General features: G+C 26.8%; 23 protein-coding genes and 1 riboswitch. Of the genes, 4 read left to right on the plus strand and 19 right to left on the minus strand.

The window, feature by feature from the left end; translation table 11 throughout:
- Positions 1–12: 12 nt before the first annotated feature.
- Positions 13–780 carry an acyl-CoA dehydratase activase gene (locus tag ACYUEX_RS06200; RefSeq protein WP_460287080.1) on the plus strand — a complete coding sequence of 256 codons (768 nt, stop codon included), beginning with the start codon at positions 13–15 and terminating at the stop codon, positions 778–780.
- 58 nt (positions 781–838) lie between these two features.
- On the opposite strand, the gene ACYUEX_RS06205 is transcribed toward ACYUEX_RS06200, so the two are convergent.
- Together ACYUEX_RS06205 and ACYUEX_RS06210 are read right to left on the minus strand one after the other, a co-directional pair.
- Positions 839–1,705, minus strand: coding sequence for an SDR family oxidoreductase (locus tag ACYUEX_RS06205; RefSeq protein ID WP_460287082.1), 867 nt, complete (start codon positions 1,703–1,705; stop codon positions 839–841).
- A complete protein-coding gene (locus tag ACYUEX_RS06210; protein WP_460287083.1) occupies positions 1,698–1,862 on the minus strand; it encodes a hypothetical protein in 165 nt (54 codons plus the stop codon). Before ACYUEX_RS06210 ends, ACYUEX_RS06205 begins: the two co-directional genes overlap by 8 nt.
- Positions 1,863–2,019: 157 nt before the next feature.
- Between ACYUEX_RS06210 and ilvA the strand changes: the two genes are divergently transcribed.
- Positions 2,020–3,219 carry a threonine ammonia-lyase gene (gene ilvA, locus ACYUEX_RS06215; protein WP_460287084.1) on the plus strand — a complete coding sequence of 400 codons (1,200 nt, stop codon included), beginning with the start codon at positions 2,020–2,022 and terminating at the stop codon, positions 3,217–3,219.
- 62 nt (positions 3,220–3,281) lie between these two features.
- Here the strand turns inward: ilvA and ACYUEX_RS06220 are convergent, their stop codons facing one another.
- The 12 genes from ACYUEX_RS06220 to ACYUEX_RS06275 form a co-directional block, all read right to left on the minus strand.
- Positions 3,282–4,466 carry a M20 metallopeptidase family protein gene (locus ACYUEX_RS06220; protein WP_460287085.1) on the minus strand — a complete coding sequence of 395 codons (1,185 nt, stop codon included), beginning with the start codon at positions 4,464–4,466 and terminating at the stop codon, positions 3,282–3,284.
- Positions 4,467–4,588: 122 nt separating this feature from the next.
- Entirely contained in the window at positions 4,589–4,732 is a 144-nt protein-coding gene (locus tag ACYUEX_RS06225) for a hypothetical protein (RefSeq protein ID WP_411167719.1), read from the minus strand.
- Between the two features lie 72 nt (positions 4,733–4,804).
- On the minus strand, positions 4,805–5,317 hold the full coding sequence (locus ACYUEX_RS06230) for a hypothetical protein (protein ID WP_460287086.1): 513 nt from the start codon (positions 5,315–5,317) through the stop codon (positions 4,805–4,807).
- Between the two features lie 107 nt (positions 5,318–5,424).
- Complete coding sequence (locus ACYUEX_RS06235) at positions 5,425–6,153, minus strand: HAD-IB family hydrolase (protein WP_460287087.1); 729 nt, start codon at positions 6,151–6,153, stop codon at positions 5,425–5,427.
- A gap of 45 nt (positions 6,154–6,198) precedes the next feature.
- Entirely contained in the window at positions 6,199–7,863 is a 1,665-nt protein-coding gene (locus ACYUEX_RS06240; RefSeq protein ID WP_460287088.1) for a ribonuclease J, read from the minus strand.
- Positions 7,864–7,997: 134 nt separating this feature from the next.
- A complete protein-coding gene (locus tag ACYUEX_RS06245; protein WP_460287089.1) occupies positions 7,998–9,506 on the minus strand; it encodes a DUF1846 domain-containing protein in 1,509 nt (502 codons plus the stop codon).
- Between the two features lie 299 nt (positions 9,507–9,805).
- Positions 9,806–10,738: a hypothetical protein gene (locus ACYUEX_RS06250; RefSeq protein WP_460287090.1), complete on the minus strand. Its 933-nt coding sequence runs from the start codon at positions 10,736–10,738 to the stop codon at positions 9,806–9,808.
- A gap of 76 nt (positions 10,739–10,814) precedes the next feature.
- Complete coding sequence (locus ACYUEX_RS06255) at positions 10,815–11,147, minus strand: hypothetical protein (protein WP_460287091.1); 333 nt, start codon at positions 11,145–11,147, stop codon at positions 10,815–10,817.
- 139 nt (positions 11,148–11,286) lie between these two features.
- Positions 11,287–12,183 (minus strand): HD domain-containing protein, encoded by an 897-nt coding sequence (locus ACYUEX_RS06260; RefSeq protein ID WP_460287092.1) that lies wholly within the window; start codon positions 12,181–12,183, stop codon positions 11,287–11,289.
- 93 nt (positions 12,184–12,276) lie between these two features.
- Positions 12,277–13,113 (minus strand): pyridoxamine kinase, encoded by an 837-nt coding sequence (locus ACYUEX_RS06265; protein WP_460287093.1) that lies wholly within the window; start codon positions 13,111–13,113, stop codon positions 12,277–12,279.
- 16 nt (positions 13,114–13,129) lie between these two features.
- Positions 13,130–13,648 carry an ECF transporter S component gene (locus ACYUEX_RS06270; RefSeq protein ID WP_460287094.1) on the minus strand — a complete coding sequence of 173 codons (519 nt, stop codon included), beginning with the start codon at positions 13,646–13,648 and terminating at the stop codon, positions 13,130–13,132.
- 163 nt (positions 13,649–13,811) lie between these two features.
- Positions 13,812–14,015 carry a ground-like protein gene (locus ACYUEX_RS06275; RefSeq protein ID WP_460287095.1) on the minus strand — a complete coding sequence of 68 codons (204 nt, stop codon included), beginning with the start codon at positions 14,013–14,015 and terminating at the stop codon, positions 13,812–13,814.
- Positions 14,016–14,174: 159 nt separating this feature from the next.
- On the opposite strand from ACYUEX_RS06275, the gene ACYUEX_RS06280 reads away from it, so the two are divergent.
- Entirely contained in the window at positions 14,175–14,564 is a 390-nt protein-coding gene (locus tag ACYUEX_RS06280; RefSeq protein WP_411167730.1) for a PadR family transcriptional regulator, read from the plus strand.
- Between the two features lie 302 nt (positions 14,565–14,866).
- Here the strand turns inward: ACYUEX_RS06280 and ACYUEX_RS06285 are convergent, their stop codons facing one another.
- The 4 genes from ACYUEX_RS06285 to ACYUEX_RS06300 form a co-directional block, all read right to left on the minus strand.
- Positions 14,867–15,064, minus strand: a complete 198-nt coding sequence (locus ACYUEX_RS06285) for a hypothetical protein (RefSeq protein ID WP_460287096.1) — start codon at positions 15,062–15,064, stop codon at positions 14,867–14,869.
- A 78-nt stretch (positions 15,065–15,142) separates the two neighbouring features.
- Positions 15,143–15,664 (minus strand): hypothetical protein, encoded by a 522-nt coding sequence (locus tag ACYUEX_RS06290; RefSeq protein ID WP_460287097.1) that lies wholly within the window; start codon positions 15,662–15,664, stop codon positions 15,143–15,145.
- Positions 15,665–15,678: 14 nt separating this feature from the next.
- On the minus strand, positions 15,679–15,861 hold the full coding sequence (locus tag ACYUEX_RS06295; protein ID WP_460287098.1) for a hypothetical protein: 183 nt from the start codon (positions 15,859–15,861) through the stop codon (positions 15,679–15,681).
- A gap of 192 nt (positions 15,862–16,053) precedes the next feature.
- Positions 16,054–16,635 carry a hypothetical protein gene (locus tag ACYUEX_RS06300; protein ID WP_460287100.1) on the minus strand — a complete coding sequence of 194 codons (582 nt, stop codon included), beginning with the start codon at positions 16,633–16,635 and terminating at the stop codon, positions 16,054–16,056.
- A gap of 347 nt (positions 16,636–16,982) precedes the next feature.
- Positions 16,983–17,071, plus strand: a riboswitch (NiCo riboswitch).
- Positions 17,072–17,201: 130 nt separating this feature from the next.
- Here ACYUEX_RS06300 and ACYUEX_RS06305 point away from each other — a divergent pair.
- Positions 17,202–19,715: a cation-translocating P-type ATPase gene (locus ACYUEX_RS06305; protein ID WP_460287101.1), complete on the plus strand. Its 2,514-nt coding sequence runs from the start codon at positions 17,202–17,204 to the stop codon at positions 19,713–19,715.
- Positions 19,716–19,801: 86 nt separating this feature from the next.
- Here ACYUEX_RS06305 and ACYUEX_RS06310 read toward each other — a convergent pair whose 3' ends face one another.
- Positions 19,802–21,181, minus strand: coding sequence for a sensor histidine kinase (locus tag ACYUEX_RS06310; RefSeq protein ID WP_460287102.1), 1,380 nt, complete (start codon positions 21,179–21,181; stop codon positions 19,802–19,804).
- Positions 21,182–21,186 lie beyond the last annotated feature (5 nt).

Consider the following 21,186-nt stretch of genomic DNA (forward strand, 5'->3'; position numbering starts at 1 on the left):
AAGAGGTTATTAATGAATATATATACATTAGGAATAGATTCAGGTTCAACATATACAAAAGGAGTTTTATTTGACGGAGATAATATAGTCGCTAAGTATAAGATAAGAACTTCAGCAAAGCCTAAAGACAGCATTTATAAAGTTTATAATGAATTATACTCAAGTAATGTTAAATATGTTATAACTACAGGTTATGGTAGAGACTTATTATATGAAGCTAACAAAAAAGTCACTGAAATAACATGCCATGCTAGAGGAGCTGCCTTTTTAAATAGTACAACTAGATCTGTTATAGATTTAGGTGGGCAGGACTGTAAAGCTATACAGCTAGATAATTCTTTAAATATAGTAGACTTTATAATGAATGACAAGTGTGCTGCTGGAACTGGTAGGTTTATTGAAGTTATGATGAGAATTCTTGAAGAGGATATAAATAACATAGATTCCTTTGTGAGAGGAAAGAATAAAGTTAGCATTTCTAGTATGTGTACTGTTTTTGCTGAAAGCGAAATTATTAGTCTTCTTTCTAAGGATGTTGATAGAGGAGATATCGCATTAGGTATACTTCATTCTATTGCCCAAAGAACTGCTAATTTTTCTAGAAAGCTAACTTTGCAAGAAAATATCTTTTTTACTGGTGGACTTGCTAATTCAGAAGTCTTTAAAGAAATTTTAAAAGAATACTTAAATAAAAATGTTATAACTCACCCATTAAGTCAGTATGCAGGAGCAATTGGTGCTGCAGTTATAGGATATAATAAATATATTAAGCTTATGTAAACAATAAAAAAAGATATTATTTCGTATCTAGTGATGCGAAATAATATCTTTTTTATTTTTATGAGTTTACTACTTCTCCTCCATTAACATGGATAGTTTCTCCTGTTATGTATGATGTCCCATTGCAGGCCAAGAAGACATAACTTTCTGCTAATTCTACTGGTTGTGCAGCTCTTTTCATTGGTGTTTTACTACCAAAATTTGAAACTTCATTTATACCGAAAGAAGATGGAATAAGAGGTGTCCATACTGGACCTGGTGCAACTGCATTTACTCTAATTCCTTTATCTGCTAAGTTTAGTGCTAATGATCTTGTAAATGTTGTTAAAGCACCTTTAGTCATTGAGTAATCTATTAAAGTCTTATGTCCATGATAAGCAGTAACTGATGTAGTATTAATAATGCAATCTCCAGCCTTTAAGTGATTTAAAACTTCCTTTGTTATATAAAAAGCTCCAAATACATTTGTTTTAAATGTTCTTTCAAGCTGATCTTTAGTGATTTCATTTAAAGTATTACATACATGTTGTTCTGCTGAATTATTAACTAGTATATTAATAGTATTAAATTTACTTATTACAGAATTTACAGCTGAGATGCAGAAAGCTTCATCTCCTATATCACCCTTTATTAACAGACATTCCCCATTACTATCTTCAATTAATTTTTTTGTTTCGTTTGCATCATTATCTTCATTCAAGTAAATTATAGCTAGTTTTGCACCTTCTGTAGCATAAGCTAATGCTACAGCTCTTCCTATTCCACTATCTCCACCTGTTATTATTGCTACTTTATCCTTTAATCTATTAGATCCTGTACTATATCCCTCTGCTTTATATATTGGTTTAGGGTTCATATTTCCTTCTATTCCAGGTTGAACAATTTGATGTTGAGGAGGAAACTCCTTAGGAAAATTATTATTCATTTGACTTCTCCTTAATATTGAAATTATTATTTTCAGACTTAGTATTATCTATACTTTCTAAAAAATTAGTTTTATTAACTATGTTTTCTTCGAAATTTTCAACAGCATTTTTAGTAAAGTTACCAACCTTATGCATATTTCCATAAGTTTTTTCCATATCAATTACTCCTTTCAGTAAATATATATCTATATTTTTTGTTATTTAATATAAAATATACTTTTTATTAAATTTAAAATCTTCATATATTTATTAAGCAGTGATATAATATTTTTATAATTTCCTAAAGAATAAAAAATACTAGAGGTGGAAACGTATGCATTTAAAAGAAATTGAGAAGGCTAAAGAAAATATTAAAGACGTAATTAATAAGACTCCAATCTTATACAGTCCAATTTTCTCAAAAATTTCAAATTGTTCTGTTTATATGAAATGTGAAAACTTACAAGTTACAGGAGCTTACAAAATAAGAGGGGCTCTTAATAAAATACGCTCATTAAATGAAGATGAAAAAAATAAAGGAGTTGTATGCTCATCTGCTGGAAACCATGCTCAAGGTGTAGCCTATGCTGCTAAACTTTTAGGTGTTAACTCTACTATAGTTATGCCAGAAACTACCCCTTACTTAAAAGTTCAATCTACAAGAGATTTAGGTGGTAAAGTTGTACTTCATGGTTCTTGCTATGATGATGCTTTTATAAAAGCTAAAAGTATTGAAGAAAATAATAATTCAGTATTTATTCATCCTTTTAATGATATGAAAGTAATATACGGTCAAGGAACTATAGCTTTAGAAATACTGGAAGAAATTAAAGATGTTGATATAATATTATGTCCTATTGGTGGAGGTGGATTAATAAGTGGTATATCATTAGCTGCAAAAGAAATTAATCCATCAATAAAAGTAATAGGCGTTCAAGCTGAAGGTGCAAATGCAATGGAATTAAGCTTTAAAAGCGGCTCTCTAATTTCATTAAATTCAGTTAATACAATTGCAGATGGAATAGCAGTTAAAAGTCCTGGAGATTTAACTTATACCATAATAAAAGAATATGTTGATGATATTATTACAGTTTCAGATCAGGACATAGCAGAGGCTTTTTTAATATTGTGCGAAAGGCATAAATTATTGGCTGAAGCTTCTGGTGCCGCTTCTCTTGCCGCACTAAAAAAACTTAATATTGAAAATAAAAAAGTAGTCTCTATAATTAGTGGTGGAAATATAGATATGCTAACTATTTCATCTTTAATTAATGATGGATTAGTTGAAAGAGGAAGGTTATTTTGCTTTTCAGTAGAGCTTCCAGATACTCCAGGTCAATTACTTGATATATCTAGAATACTTTCTGAATTAAATGCAAATGTTGTTCAACTTGAACATAATCACTTTAAAGCTCTAAATAGAATAAAAAATGTATTAGTAGAAGTTACTGTTGAAACTAATGGATTTGAACATATAAATTTAATTAAAGAATACTTTACAAATATGGGTTTTAAAATAAATCAAATGTATTAAGGCATCCTCAAAAAATAAAAATAACTTAGATACTTAAATTGGTACTCTAAGTTATTTTTATTTTATTCTCTAATCAAATTTATTGCTAAATAGGAAAAAACATTTACTGTATTTCCTAATATATCCTCATCAAAATTAAACTTAGGACTATGAAGTGGATAAATTATATTTTTAGATATATTTCTAGTTCCAACGTATATAAATAATGATGGTACCCTTGAACTAATATAACAAAAATCCTCACCTGTCATTGATCCATGCTTTAAAATATTAACTTTATAATTTGTTTTATTTAATATTTCATTAGCTTTATAAATTAAATTTTCATCATTTATAACTGCTTTAATTGGTTTTAAAGATGTCAATTTATACTTTGCTCCTTGACTTAACGCTATTCCTTTTGTTAAATCTTCTAATAATTTAGTCATCTCTATAACCTTATCATAACTTTCTGCTCTAATTGTTCCTTCCATTAAAACTTTATCTGGGATTACATTATAAGCTCCTTCCCCTATAAACTTACCTATAGTCAAAACTGCATTACTAAATGGTGATGTATGTCTACTTATTATTTGCTGACTAGTCATATAAATTTGATTTGCGATTGCTATTGGATCAATAGTTTTATGCGGCTCTGCTCCATGTCCACCTTTTCCTTCTATTTCTAAAATGAACTTATTAGCTGCAGCCATTGCACTTCCATTTACAATTCCATATTCTCCTGAATTTAACTCTGGCCATATATGACCTGCAATTGCAAAATCTACTTTTGGTGGTAAATTTAATATATCTATAGTTTTTAGTAATTCCTCTGCTCCACCAACTTCTTCTTCTGCTGGTTGAAATAATATTTTTATATTACCACTTATTTTATCTTTTAACTTATTTAATACATATGCAACTCCTAACATCCATGTTACATGACCATCATGTCCACAAGCATGCATGACTCCTCTTTTTAATGACTTATAGTCACAATTATTTATTTCTTCAATTGGCAATGCATCCATATCGGCTCTTAAAAGTATAGTCTTCCCAGGATTTTTTCCTCTTATTATTGCTAAAATAGTGGTTTTATAAATATTATTACTAATTTCCTCTATTCCAAACTCTCTTAATTTTTCATATATATATTTACTAGTTTCATATTCCTTTAAAGATAATTCAGGATTAGAATGTAGTTTCCTTCTAATATTAGTCAATTCTTCTTTTATTTCATCTAAGATATTTTTTATTTCTTCTTGCATTAATACACCTCCCTCAAATTAAATATAATTATATAATATACATTCTATATATAAATGATAATTATTGACAATATAAAAAATAATACCCAATATTTCAATAATATTAGGCATTATTTTTTATATTATTTTTTATTTTTATTAATTCTCTTGTATAGTCTTGCATTGTGAATTATGTCCATAAAATCATCTGCCATCTCTAGCAATAAATTACCTTTAATCTTCCTTCTTTTAGAATTCTTTTGGAATCTTTTTGTAAGTTTATTCATTTGTAATACCTCCTAAGATTATACTATACATTCTATAGCTTTCCCTTAAGATAAAAATTTATTATAAATTAATTACATTATTGCATTAATTATAGAATTTATAAAATCTTCTTTTTTTGAATTTAAGTAATTTCCATAAAATTCATTGCAATTTTCTATATTTAACTCATTTAATTTTGATAGTATAAAAGCGTCTATATCATTAGAATATCTAGTTTCTATTTCACTTCTAATAGCCCTAAATGAATCAATGCCACCATCTTTTTTATATTTTCTAGTAAGAGAATCTAAATAAGTATTATATTCTTTTATTTTATATACTATTTTCTCAATATATTTCTTCTTATTTTTTATATAATTTTTTTCATATTCTAATTTTATTTTAAGAAGTTCTGAAATAGAATACTTTCTTTCTAAAACTTCTATTGAAGCATATTCATCTTGAAAAGAACTTTGTAATATAAAAAGTGCTAATTCATTATCATTTTTTATATTTTCTAATAATTCATTTCCTCCAACTATTTCAATAGCTTTTCTAAGTTGTTTTATTTTCTCTTCTAAAGTTTTATTATCAATAGTTAACATACTCTTCTCCTTAAATTAAATACTTCTCCTTTGTAATCCATTAATTATTATATAACCTAGAAACTCCATTGTCTATGTATTATTAAATTAAGAATATATAAAACTCACTATAATATATTGATACAATTTATATCTAAATTATATGTTACATCTTTTCTCTCTACTATAACCTTTATTTTTTCTCTTATTTCTTTATCCATCATAACCTTATCTAAAAGTTCTTTTGTAGGATTTATTGCATAAGGTATACCAACTGACTTAAACATAGTTATATCACCAGATGTATCTCCATATGCATAACTTTTGCTTAAATCTATATTATATTTTTGTTGTAATTCATTTATAGCACTTAGTTTACTTTCGTGGTCCCACATAGGTATAACTTCTCCACTATACTTATTATTTTCATCTAACTTGTATATTGTTCCTTTATAATCGTCCATATTATATTTCATAGACATTTCCTTAACTAACTCACTAGGTGACCCTGATATTGCAATTACTATGTGCCCTTGCTCTTTATGCCATTTAATTCTCTCTCTACTAAATGTATATACTCTATCACCTTTTTGTTCTATTACTTTTTTAGCAATATAATCAATGTGATATTTATCTATTCCTTCTATTGCTTCTAAATACACATCAACCATTTTTAATAAGTATGTATCATAATCCCCTTGTCTTTTATCCCACTTTATATATGCTGGTCTTACATCTTTATACCACTTGTTTTCACTAACTAATTCATATTTTATTATTTTTTTAAATACTTCAGTAATTAGTCCCTCTCTATATATTGTTCCATCAATATCAAAAAATGCTGCTACGTTTTTCATGAAACCCCTCCATTTTATTTTTATATCTATTATATCGTATTTTTTCTAAATTTCCATAATTATTGGTATTATTGTTGGTCTTCTTTTTGTTTTATCATATATATATCTTTCTAAAGACTTTTTGACATTAGTTTTTATTAAATACCATTCTAAAATATTCTTATCTAAACAATTTTGAAGTTCTTCAGTAGCTATTTCCTTTAACTCGTGTATTAGTTCTTCTGATTCTTTCACATATACAAAGCCTCTAGTTATTATATCAGGCCCTGCAATTATGCTATAGCTTTCTCTTTCTATTGTAACAACTATATTTACTAATCCATCTTGTGCTAAATGTTTTCTGTCTCTTAAAACTAATGTTCCTACATCTCCAATACCTAAGCCATCAACTAAAACAACTCCGCTATCAACTTTACCTGATATCGTAGCACAATCATTATTTATCTCTAACACTTCTCCACGTTCAACTATAAAGACATCTTTTGAGTCCATTCCAAGTCTTAAAGCTAAATCCTTATGGTGTTTTAAATGCCTATACTCTCCATGAACAGGCATAAAGTATTTTGGTTTTACTAATCTATGCATAAGTTTAAGTTCTTCACTATATGCATGACCTGAAACATGAACCTCTTCTAAATCTTCATATATGACATTTGCTCCTTTTTTAAATAACTGATTTATAACCTTAGATATTAATTTATCATTACCAGGTATTGGGGCAGCAGAAATAATAAATAAATCATCTTTCTCTATCTTTATTTTTCTATGATTTTCAAAAGCTATTCGCGCTAAAGCTGCCATAGGCTCCCCTTGGCTTCCTGTAGTAATAATAGTTATGTTTTCATTAGAATAATTCTTTATATCATCAATTTCTATCAACATATCCTCTGGAATATGAAGATATCCAAGTTCCACCGCAAGCTTTGAAATACTTTCCATACTTCTTCCTGAAAATGCAACTCTTCTGTTATTATCCAAAGAAGCATTTATAATTTGTTGCATCCTATGAATATTAGATGCAAATGTTGCTACAATTATCCTTCCCTTTGCTCCTGTAAAAATTCTTTTAAATGTATTACCTATTGATTTTTCTGACATCGTATGTCCAGATCTTTCTACATTAGTACTATCAGCCAATAATAGGATAACACCTTCTTTTCCTATAGTAGAAATTCTATCAATATCTATAACTTTATTATCTATAGGCGTTAAATCGATTTTAAAGTCACCAGTGTGAAATATTACTCCAATTGGAGTTCTTATTGCTAAACAGCATGATTCAGCAATACTGTGTGTACTTTGAATAAATTCAACACTTACTTTTTCTAAATGAATTGTTTGGCCTGGATCAACACTTATTAAGTTACTTTTTTCTAGTAAGTCATGCTCTATAAGTTTATTTTTAATAATTGCAAGTGCTATTTTTGTTCCATATATAGGCATATTAAATTGCTTTAATATATATGGAATAGCGCCAATATGATCCTCATGGCCATGAGTAATAAAAATACCCTTAACCTTTTCTTTATTTTGCATTAAATAACTTATATCAGGTATGATTAAATCAACTCCGTACATTTCTTCATCTGGAAAACCAATACCACAGTCTACTACTATTATTTCATCTTCAACCTCAATTGCTGTAATATTTTTCCCTATTTCTCCAACTCCACCTAAAGGAATAATCTTAACAGATAAATCTTCACTCATTTTAAAAACCTCCTATTCTAATTAAGAATAGTATTTCCAAAATATTAATTTAAAATTATAGTATAAGATTAAATTTTAATAATTTATAGTAAAAAACTATCTTTAGAATAATCTAAAGATAGTTTAAATTAGTATTAATTATTATAATATAGATTTTCACTTTGATATTCAGGATCACAAGTTATATCTATTCCAAGTCTTCTAAATGTTTGTTCATCATTCGTAGGTATTATTGTTGTTGAGTGTGCTTGACATCCTTTTAGCATAGTTAATTTTTCAAGTGCAACTTGAGCTGTTGGATTAGTTGCTGCACATATACTTAAAGCTATTAATATTTCCTCGCAATTTAAAACTGTATTTTTTATTCCTAAAGTTTTTGATTTTAGATTTTTAATAGGTTCTAATATAACAGGAGATAATAAATGCATATCATCTGATATATTTGCAAGATATTTAATAGAATTTAAAATAACTGCTGCAGAAGCATCCATTACATCTGAACTTTTTCCTGTAACAATTTTTCCATCTTCTAATTCTAAAGCAACTGATGAATATCCTTCACTTTTCTTTTTTAAACTTCTTTGTTTTAATAAATATTCTCTAGCTGGTATTACTACACTTCTATCAGTTTCCTTTAAATTTAGTTCTTCCATTATTAATTTTGATCTATCAGAAGTTTCTTTATCTACATAACCTTTTTTATATTCACAAACAGTTTTAAAATATCTTCTTATTATTTCTTGTCTTGATGCTTCTTTAACAACTTCATCATCTACTATTCCATAACCTACTCTATTTACTCCCATATCAGTAGGTGATTTATAAATTGATTCTTCTCCAGTAATTTTTTCAATTATTCTTTTAAGTACAGGGAAGCTCTCTATATCCCTGTTATAATTTACAGCTACTTTATTATAGGCATCAAAATGAAATGAATCTATCATATTTACATCTTTTAAATCTACAGTTGCAGCTTCATAAGCTATATTTAGTGGGTGCTTTAGTGGAACGTTCCAAACTGGAAATGTTTCAAATTTAGAATATCCTGCAACATTTCCTCTTTTATGTTCATGATATAATTGACTTAAACATGTTGCAAGCTTCCCACTTCCTGGTCCTGGCGCAGTAACAACTACTATAGGCTTAGTAGTTTCTATGTACGGATTTTTTCCATATCCTTCATCACTTACTATAGTGTCAACATCTGTTGGATAACCTTTGGTAGCTTCATGCTTATATACTTTTATTCCTCTACGTTCTAATTTATTTATAAAAACAGTTGTAGCCGGTTGTCCATCGTATCTTGTTATAACAACACTATTTACATCTAACTCATAAGTTCTTAAGTCATCTATTAATCTTAGAACTTCTAAATCATATGTAATACCAAAGTCTCCTCTTATTTTGTTTCTCTCTATATCTCCTGCATAAACACAAATTACTACTTCAACCTTTTCTTTTAACTTTTGAAGAAGCTTTATTTTAGCATTTTCATCAAATCCAGGTAAAACTCTTTTTGCATGTAAATCGAACATAAGTTTTCCACCGAATTCTAAGTATAGTTTATCATAGTTATTTACTCTTTCTAAAATATACTTAGATTGTTCTTCTAAATATTTCTTATGGTCAAATCCTACTTTCATCCTATTGCCTCTTTTCTTTATTTTCTTTATGTTTTTCATTAAGTATTAATTATACATCAAAAATTTTTTTCTTTCTATATTAAATTATATAAAAAAGTCGTCAAGGCGAGCTTGCCGAGCTGTCGACTTTTTAGCGCATGTGCATTTCCGAAGCTTGCCTGAGGAAAATCTTGCACGCGCACTTTATTCTATTTTTACTCTATGCGCTAACTTTAATAACTTATATGCTATAAATAATTTATCCATAGATTTTAAAAATATAATTTCTTATAGAGTAAAAAACATATGCATATTTTTATTCATATGCATATGCTTATAGGTAATATCATTATTATTTTTCCTTTTATATTACATTCAGGTTTTTTAGGAAGAATTATATTATTTTCTTTTAATACTTCTAAATATGGATCAATAGAATCTATTATTTGTTGATAGTACTCTTCTTGCGCTGATTTTCTTAATAAACTTATACATTTATCATTATCTTCCTTTATCATCATGACCTTCCCAAATACTTTACAAGAACAATGCACTAAATCAAACATATGGGAGTGATTACTTAAAAAGTTATTTTCATTTATTGTAAGTATTAAAGATGCACTATCATTTTGAATTAACAAATCATGAGCTCCATTTGCTGTTATAGATTTTCTTAGCCCTTCTAAAAGCTTACAAATTATACCGAAATTTAAATTTTTTAATTCTTTTTTTTCTAAAAAAGTATTTAAAAAATCTACTCCATAACAGTTAATACTATCAAGTAAAGTATCTATATATATAGGCATGGAAGTTTCTTGAACACACCCATTTATTTGTATATAATCTCCCTCTTTAATTTCACCATTTACTATGAACCTGGATCCAAATTTTTTCACATCTTTACTCTTATGCATTTTATTCAATAAATCATTATGCAGTGTAAATACAGTACTTATCTTCTTTACTTCTTGCTCACTTCTATCAAAATCTCTTCCTTCAAATCCTAGGCTTCGATCTCTTGCATTTTCATAATTATCTTCACAAGTTTTATGTTTACTTTTATATCCTAATATTTTATCTTTTTGATACCTAAACTCTGAACCATTGGACTCTCTATCACCTATTCTAACATTTCCTCCAAATGTTCTATCTTTAATTCTCCTAAAAGTTCTTATATCAATATATCCATTTAATGTTAGTGAATTCAAATTTTTTATTAGTGCTTCATCTAAATATACTAGTAAGTCTAACATTAGCGTCCTCCTAAAGCAATTATATACTTTTACACCATATTATATTAGACTAAACTATTTTTAATAACTTAAGAAATTACTTTTTATTTTTATTTGATAAAATATTTTCTATTTCATTAAGGAGTTCTTTATCACCTTTTTTTAATTTTAACTCTCCATTTTTGTTAGATTCTAGTATCTTCAATATTGTTACTTCATCTTCTAATTCCTTTATTTTTTTATTCAATTTATCTTTATTCTTTTTAGATAAATCTGATGAATAAACTTCACTTCCACAAACTGAACAATTTCCATATAATTTTTCATAAGTTATTTTTCCTATATTAAAATCCTTAGTTTCCATATAACTATTCACTTCAATTGGTTGAATCTTATTACATTTTTCACAAAAACATCTATTTTCTAGCATAATTTCACCTCTATTATATTGTACCATATGAAAGTACTGATTATATAATCTTTATATTGTATTTTATTTGATAAACATAATATAAACTAAACTATGATTCTCAAAATTCAAGTGAAATTTTCTTATATTATAAGTATTCTTAAATGTATATTTTCCCATTAATTCTTCTATCGAACTCAGTCCATTCACCTGATTCTAATCCTTCTGATATTATGCTTATTTTATTTAATGTTGCATCTACATAATCTGCATAATGTACTATATAAGACTCTAAGGTATTAGGTTCTTTAGGTGAACCAAACTCTGCTTTACCATGATGTTGAACTACTATAGCTTTTAATCTATTTATAAAATTTTCTGAATAAATCTCTTTATTATTATTAAAAGCATCATCCAGCATATTTAATCCAATAACTATATGACCTTGAAGCTCACCTTCTAAAGTATATGAAAATGGGCCATCATAATTCATTTCTCTTATTTTTCCTATATCATGAAGTTTTGCACCTAATATAGCTATTTCTTTATTTTTACAATTGTATTTATAAGCAAAATCTCTTGCAAGAGAAGTTACAGCTAAAGTATGTTCTGCTAACCCGCCAATATAATTATGATGATTAAAAACTCCTCCAATTGCTCTAGTGAACTTATTTAAAAAGTCTTCATTATTAAAAAAATATTCATTTATAGATTTTGCTTCTAAGCTTTTAAATTCTTTTTCACTTATCTCATTTAATTCTTTCATTATTTCATTTATTGGACGTTTTACTGAAGGTAAATAATCAGATATATCTATGTCTGAAATTTTTTTAATAAAATTAACCTTAAACTTTGAAGCTAATTTACCTTTTATTAAAATAACATCGCCTACTTTAAGTTCAGTGCCTATATTTTTTATATATGATTTTACTTCTCCAGAGCTATCTCCAATTACTGCAATTAAATTCTCTAAATCATATGAAAGTATTTTTATAATCATAAAAGTACTTTCAACAGTTTGATTTTGTTTTATATCTTTTAAATATAATTTTTTCATATGTATCACCTTACTTATGTTATTATTTCTAGATTATTATTAGCTTATATAAAAAAAAAATTCTAATATAAGAGTTAAATAAAAATATAACTCTTATATTAGATCTTTTAAAAACTTTTCTAGTAATACTCCTTCCCTTCTAGGATAGTTGTATTTCGAACTTTCAATTATGCAATTTCTTGTAAAATTTATTGAAGATTTTACTGATTCAAAAATATCTTTTTTATTAACAATATTAGAAAACAAAACGGATGAAAAAATATCACCTGTACCTGGATAACTATACATTTCTTTATTATGAACTATTAATTTAAATTCATTTTTTTCTGAATCATAAACAGCAACTCCTAATTTATCTTCATTAACTGGAACACTGGTAATTATTATAGTTTTTGCACCTAATGACGCTAATTCAATACAAATTTTATAAATATCATTATCACTTACTTTATTTCTGTATTGATTTCTTGATAATAAACATGCTTCAGTATAATTTGGTGTTATAATATTAGCAAATTTAATAAAAGTTCTTATATTATCTACATAACTACTGTCAAAATTAGAATACAATTTGCCATCATCTCCACAAATTGGATCGAATAAAATTGGAATATCATTTTTATATCCAAAGCTCTTTATAAAATTAATACTATTATGTAGGTTTTCTTCATTTCCTAAATACCCAATGAATATTCCATTAAATTTTATATCTAAAATTTTATAATGATTTATTAATTCATAAAAAAAGTTGTTCATATTTTGTATTGCAGGTGCTCCAAACCCACCAGTGTGAGTAGAAAGAGTTAATGTTGGTATTGGACATACTTCTAAACCTGAAACACTTAAAATAGGAACTATATTAGTTAAAGCTGCCTTACCTAAAACACATAAATCATGAATAACAGCTACTCTCTTTATAGGTTTATTCATAATAAAACCTCCTATCTTAGATTATATTAGTCTTTGAGACAATTTTTTTTATGGCTGTAGCTAAAGGTACTGCTATAATTATTGCTATAGTCGTTGTTGTTATTGATGTAACTAAAGAAGCTATTGCATTTCCTAATGTCATTCCAAAAATAAATAAATTAGCTAAAAAGTATCCCACTAATGATATTATGCCACCAGATATAAATGCAATTATATTACATTTTAAACTTTCACCATTTCTTTTCTTTGAAAATGATATTTTACCTGCTACATATCCAGTTAAACCCTTTATTATAAATGTTGGGATTGTCCATACAGCAAAATCACTTAACAAGTCAAATAATGCACATCCAATCCCCCCTGCTAATCCAGCATCTTTTCCAACTAACACTGCAGATATGAATATGGCTGTAGTTCCTAAGTGAATCATTGATGTGCTAGTTCCTATAGGTATCCTTATATTAATAAATGTACCTACGTAACATAATGCAGCTAATAAAGAAATTACTATTAATCTTTTTGTATTAAATCTCATATTTAAATCTCCTAACTTTAAACTATTTTTTATAATAACCTAATAGAATTAATTTATCTTTCATATTTATGGTAAATTTATTAACACAATAAGTCAAATGTATCGTTACAATTTATAAATAATAATAAAAGGATGCATAATGCACCCTTTTATTATTATTTTACTACCAACAGCCGCCTAGCAATAATATCCATAATAATGGGAAACAGCCGCCACATCCAAATCCACCGCCGAATCCACCGCCGAATCCACCACCGAATCCACCGCCAAATCCGTCACAGCAGCAATTTCTTCTAACGCAGCAACAATTTCTTCTACTACAACAATTACTCCTACAACAGCTAGTACAACAAGATCTTCTTGACATGTTTATCAACTCCTACTCTTTGGTTTATTACATTCTATTCATTATATATTGCTTATGTTCTGTTATATTTTTTATATTTTTTATTATCATTTACGAGTATATTATTTAAATGTACACTTAATAGTTTTTATGATAAAATACATATTAGGAGGTTGTTTTATGGAAAAAAGAAATAGACTTGTGGCACCTAGAAATGTAGTAAATACAAAAATGCTTTATAGTTTTTATATATTAAAGGAGTTATCAAAAGGAAATGTTATATTTGGTAATAGAGTCCTTGAAGAGTTTAGAAATAGATTTTCTGAAACCTCGTTGCCATTTCCAGTTTCATCAAGTACCATATATGAAACACTCTATGATTTAGAGTTAAAAGGATATGTTAAAAGTAATTGGACAGGAGATGAATTTCTAAATAAAAGAAGTAAAAAGATATATTCAATAACAGATAGTGGAATTGAATATTACAAATATCATATTTCTGACTACATTGATAATTTAAATAAAACTAAATCTACTTTAGATATAATGATAGAAATGCTGATGAAATAATCAGCATTTTTTAATGCCTAGAAATTATAAAAGTTTAAAGCTTTAAAAATGTGATTATATAAGGCTTTTACTAATTAAAAGTGGACATATGCATTTAACTAAGAGTCCAAATAGTGGAAGTTACACTACTCAGTGCCCAAAGCTTGCCTGAGAAAAATCTTGCACCAGCACTATATTCATATTTTTTACTCTTTAGGAGATAACTTTAATAGCTAAATATCTTAAAATAGTTATCAATAATAAATTTAGAAATATAATTTCCTAAAAAGTAAAAAAAATTAAGGGTAAATATCTATTTACCCTTAATAATATTTAGAGCTTAAATCCCTTAAAAAACATTCCTTACAACAATATATATTTAAATTATCTTTATTTATATATGCAACTTTAATATTAATATCACTATTACAATATATACAGTTTGCTAATAACTCATTAGTATTTTCCACTTCAAAATCTTCAATGTTAATTTTCTCTATTAATTCCCTTAAGAGATTCATTATGATTCCTCACTTATATAATATAATAGTAATTATTATGATATATAAGCATTTTTTATGAATGAATATTTTAATTAATTATAGTAAGTCATTATCTCTTGCGATTTTTAAGTATTCTTGTATTGAATATTCATTACAATAAAATAAAGGGAATTTTAAATTATAATTTCCCCATACCGTTATTGGTCCTTTAGTAAAGTAGAAAGTTATAAAAAACAACTCCTTAACACAAAGCTTCGTTAATAATTTTATATATCTCTTATCAGTTATTTCAAAAAATATATCTTCTTCACTACCTTCCTTTAAGATATTATGAAATAGCTCCTTTTCATCATAATTAAGATAAGATTCTATATATTTAATACTATCTGAATTTAACTTGTTTTTATAAAAATCAATTATTAATTTATCTTTATCAGAATTTAAATGAAAAAAATCTTCTAATGTATTAATAAAATCATTTTCTATATTGATTTGGCTTTTATTCTTCCTAGGATAAAGCTCAACATATTTATAATTATCAAAACCCTCTAAAATATTTTCAAATTTTAACTTTATAACCATGTTAAATTCGTTCTTTTTTATTGCTTTAATTCCCATATTTTCCTCACTAATTAAGTTATTCTATCCCATTCATTAAGCTGCTGTCTTACTTTACTCATTAAGGAATTCAGACTTTTAGTTTCTATTTCTGCAACTTCATTTAAAGTATTATTTCTTATTACTTGCCTATATTTTAATACCTTATTATGATTATCATTCCATACCTCTATTATTTTTCCCTTTTGTATTTCCATAGTTTATCTCCTTATAAAGACTTATTGTAAATTAAGGCATCTGAAAATAAATAACAAGTCAAAGATGAGAAGTATATTTTGAGTTAGACAAGGAAACAGGTTCCGCAGATAGTAGCACTATCTAAGGGCTCTGTTGACGCAGTATAACACAAAATAGACGAGCATTCTGACTTATTTATTTTTTGAAGATGCCTAAACTTTAAAGATACCTTTCATATTTCCAACTGCATCACTATAACAAATACCTACCTTATCTTTAGTAATTTTCCCTTTTTCAAATAAATATGCATTGTAATAACTTGTATCATTTAATATATCTCTAATTATATAAATTGCTAAAATATCTTTTTTTATGCCTGTAGTCGATGTTGCAATTATATTATTAAGATAATCTATTCTTGTCTTGGAAGATGTTTCTATTATTTGGATATACACACAATTTGGATTTTCTTTTACTTTATTTAATAAATTTTGTATTGCAGATAAATCATTTTCTAAATCGTTCTCTCTAAATAACTGTAACTTAGTTACTCCAGATGCCATCTTATTAAAATCATTATCTTTCCATGAAAGTTCAATTTTATTAGAAGCTATTTTGTCATTTTCATTTAGTCCCTTATAAATAACTGAATAACCTAATAATTGCCCTAACATTATAAAATATCTCGTTTCTTGCTTGACTATATAAAACTTGATACTATCCTTTTTTAAATTAAAATTTATATAATTTTTTATAAACCCATTAAATACATTCATTAAATCAAAATCTAACATTTTATCACCTTATTTCAATTTATATATATGTATTTTATCATTTATATTTATAATAGCAAATATAAACGGTAAAAGTAATAATTTTTTATGCTTTTAATATATTCTTTATATTATTTTCATTTTTATTTGTTATTATAATTATACCTTTTAAATAGCTCTGTTAGCTGAAGATGTTGATATGAAAGTCACTATATTCCATATAGTTTCTATGATGTTATCACAAAGTATTTTTTGTACTCACTCTCTAAGTAAAGCATTTACTTTGTAAAATATTTATTAACATAGTGTCATATTAACAATTACAGCACTATAATAATATATAATCTCTTTGCACTGCATATTAATCTACAGTACAAACTGATCAGGCCGATGAATTATTTTATTTATGGAGCCGGGCCATATTGGCAACAGGATATTATATACCTGTGGGACAGTATATTGTTCTACAGGTATTTTTTTATTTACCTTAAGAACAATAACTGAAAATAAGATCTTTAATGCATTGCCATAGAGCTATCAAACAAAAATTCTTAGAAAATCTAAGAATAAAAATGGAGGTAACTTTTATGACAGAATCAAAAAAATTAAAGAAATTTGTAGGCTTAACAAATGAAGAAGTAAAAAAAGCACAAGAAAAATATGGGAAAAATCAATTGGTTCCTGAAAAAAAACAGAATTTCTTACTAAAAATTTTAGAAGTATTAAAAGAACCTATGTTTCTACTTTTGCTTCTAGCAGCAGCAATTTACTTTATTCTTGGTGAACCACGTGATGGAATAATAATGCTAATATTTGTAACTGGGGTTATTAGTATCGACGTAATTCAAGAATGGAAAACAGATAAGACATTAAAATCACTAAAAAATTTATCAGCACCTCATATTTCTGTAATTAGAAATGGATTAGAAATTACTATTAATAGTGAGGATTTAGTTCCTGGTGATTTAATGATTATAAATGAAGGAGTGAAAATTCCTGCTGATGGTAAAATTATAAAAACTAATGACCTTTGCGTAGATGAGTCATCTTTAACAGGTGAAGCAGAAGGTGTTTTTAAATCTATTGATAACTATGATAATAAAGATTATTGGAAAAGAAATTATTGTTATGCAGGAACTTTAGTAATTCATGGAAGTGGATTAATTGAAGTAGAAAAAATAGGTGCCGAAACTGAGTACGGAAAGATTGGAGTAAATGTTGTAGAAGCACCAGAAGCCCCTACACCAATGCAAAATCAAACTAGAAAATTAATTAAAATTTGTGCATACATTGCTGCAATCTTATTTATATTAGTTTGCCTATTAACCTATATAAATCTATCTGAACTTACAATCAAAGATAGGATAATAGAAAGTATCTTATCAGGAATAACTTTAGCAATGGCTATGATACCTGAAGAGTTTCCTGTGATTTTAACAGTGTTTTTATCAATGGGGGCATGGAGATTGGCTAAGAAGAAATCTCTCGTAAGAAATTTAAACTCTGTAGAGACACTTGGTGCAGTATCAGTATTGTGTGTTGATAAAACAGGTACTATTACTATGAACAAGATGGCTGTTACTGATATATGGTCAATTAATAGTGATATAGATGATTTAATTAGAGTTATGGGAATGGCTTGTGAAACAGATGCTTATGATCCTATGGAACAAGCCATGATTAAATATTGTGAAGATAATAATATTTCTAAAGATGAAATTTTTAACGGAAAACTTTTAGCTGAGTATTCTTTCACAAACGAAAGAAAAATGATGGGCCATATATGGGAGCAAAATAATAAAATTATATTAGCTTCAAAAGGTTCTCCAGAAAGTATTTTAACTCTTTGTAAACTAGATGATAATTACAGAAAGACTATTGAAGATAAAATTTTTGAGATGTCTTCAAAGGGTTTAAGAGTTATAGCTATAGGAAAAATGTTATTGCCAAATGAGGATTCTATACCTAATGAGTTAGAAGAATGTACTTTAGACTTTATAGGATTAATAGGGCTTCAGGATCCCCCAAGGGAATCTATAGAAAATGATATATCAAGCTGTATAAAAGCAGGTATTAGAATTGTAATGATTACTGGTGATAACGGTATAACTGCAAGTGCTATTTCAAGACAAATTGGTATTTCTAATAGTGATGAAGTTATAACTGGAGATATGATTAATAATATGAGCGATGAAGAGCTTAGAGAAAAAATTAAAAATGTTAGTATATTCTCAAGGGTAGTTCCATCTCATAAGATGAGAATAGTTAAGGCTTTTAAAGAAAATGGAGAAATTGTTGCTATGACAGGTGATGGAGTTAATGATGCTCCTGCCCTTAAATATGCTGATATTGGAATAGCTATGGGTAAAAGAGGATCTGAAGTATCTAGAGAAGCTGCAGATTTAATACTTTTAGACGATAATTTCTCAACAATAGTTGATACAATTAAAGATGGTAGAAGAATTTATGATAATATAAGAAAAGCAATAGGATATGTATTTACTATCCATATTCCCATTGCATTGGCATCACTTTTAACACCTTTTTTAGGAATAACTTCCTCTGCATTATTATTACCAGTTCATGTAGTGCTTTTAGAGCTTATTATAGATCCAACATGTTCTATAGTACTAGAAAGACACCCCGCAGAAGATGATGCTATGAATCGTAACCCTCGTAACCCAGATGATAATATTCTAACTCATAGTATATTAATTAAAAGTATTATCCAAGGAATAGTACTATTTGCAGCATCTTTTGGAACCTACTATATATATTTAAATGGCAATTCTTATGATGCCTCTGTAGCACGCTCAATGGGACTTTCTATAATAATGATTTCTAATTTACTTTTAGTTCAAGTAAATAATTCTAATCACGAATATGCCTATAAATCCTTTATTAATCTTCTTAATGATAAGGTTATGTGGGCAGTCATCATAGGAACTATACTAGGACTTGCTGTAATTTTATATACCCCATTAGCACAAGTACTAAATTTAGCAGCTTTAAGCTTTAATCAACTTATTATAGTTTTATCTGTATCAATAGTTTCTATAATGTGGTATGAAGCCGTTAAATTTATTAAAAACAAAAAATAGATAAATAATATAATGTAAAATAAAAGATAATAGATATATTTTAATTTATACAAATATATCTATTATCTTTTTATATTTAAAATATATTAAACATAGCTATCTCTTTTTTGAGGAATCTTCAATGTCACAACTGCTCCGTTTCCCTTTCCATTCTCAATTAAAAAGCTTCCATTATGAGCCTCTAATATGCTTTTAACAATAATTAATCCTAATCCATGATTTTTATTTTCTTTATTATAAAAAGTATTTTCATTATTTATCTTATTGATTTTTTCCCCTGAGATACCACATCCATTATCTGAAATTATTATAATAGCATAAGGATCTTTATATACCTTTGGAACAGTAACTGTTATATTACAGACTTCTTTATTATGCTTTACACTATTTATTATTAAATTTATTATGGCTCTTAAAATCAAATATTTATCTGCAAGAATAGTAGCACCTTCATCTTCTATAAGTATATCAATACTAGAACTTTTAATAACATTACTATTTATACAATTAGCTATTGCTTCTCTTACTAAATTCCCTACTCTTAATTCCTCTATCTTTAATGGCTGCATATTGTATTGTAATGATGTTGCAAGATTTAAGTTTGTAACAAGTTCTTTTATTCTTATAGAGTTTTCAGTTATTATTTTCGCTTGTTCCCTTGTTTCTTTAGACAGCTCATTATCTTCTTCAATCACTGCTGAATATCCTAAAATCATAGATAAAGGTGTTCTAACATCATGTGAAATTGATGCAATCCAGCTTTCAATAGCATTATCGCGAAGTTTTATTTTATTATTTTTATCTATAATTATTTTTGATGTTTCATTTATACTTTTTGCTAAATCCTTATACATTCCTTTTTCATTTAATAATACTTCTTTTTCTTCCTTTAATGAAAATACTGCTTTTATTAATTTAGTTAGTGGCTTATTTAATACCTTAACTAAAACTATAGATAAGATAACAGTAACCCCTATATTAAGTAAAATTATATATAAAAAACTAGTTAATTTAGAGTCTTTAAAATTTGATGGTATAAAAAAATTATATTTTTCTATAGAATTTTTAGGATATCCTAGTATAACTAAATTCTCATCACTTTCCCACAAAAAAACTGGATAATCATTTAGATAGCTCTTAGATAGTACTGCAATATCTTTTATCGAATAATAATTTCCTATATCTTTTGGTTTATTATTGCTATAAATAACTTCACCACTTGGACTTATAAGTTGTACCCACATATCATTGTTTTTTATTGTTTCTGAAGTTTTATCAGATAACTCATTTTTGTTCTCACTTAATTCCTTTGCAATATCTTCTACTAATTTAGTGGGCTCTTTTATATATGAACTATAACGAGTAAAATAAATAATACTACCATAATTTAATGCAATTACTATTGAGACAACTAAAACAATTGTAGCTATATATCTTAAAATAAACTTTAATGAACTATTTTTCATAATAA

The sequence above is a fragment of the Clostridium sp. CTA-7 genome (assembly GCF_054768095.1).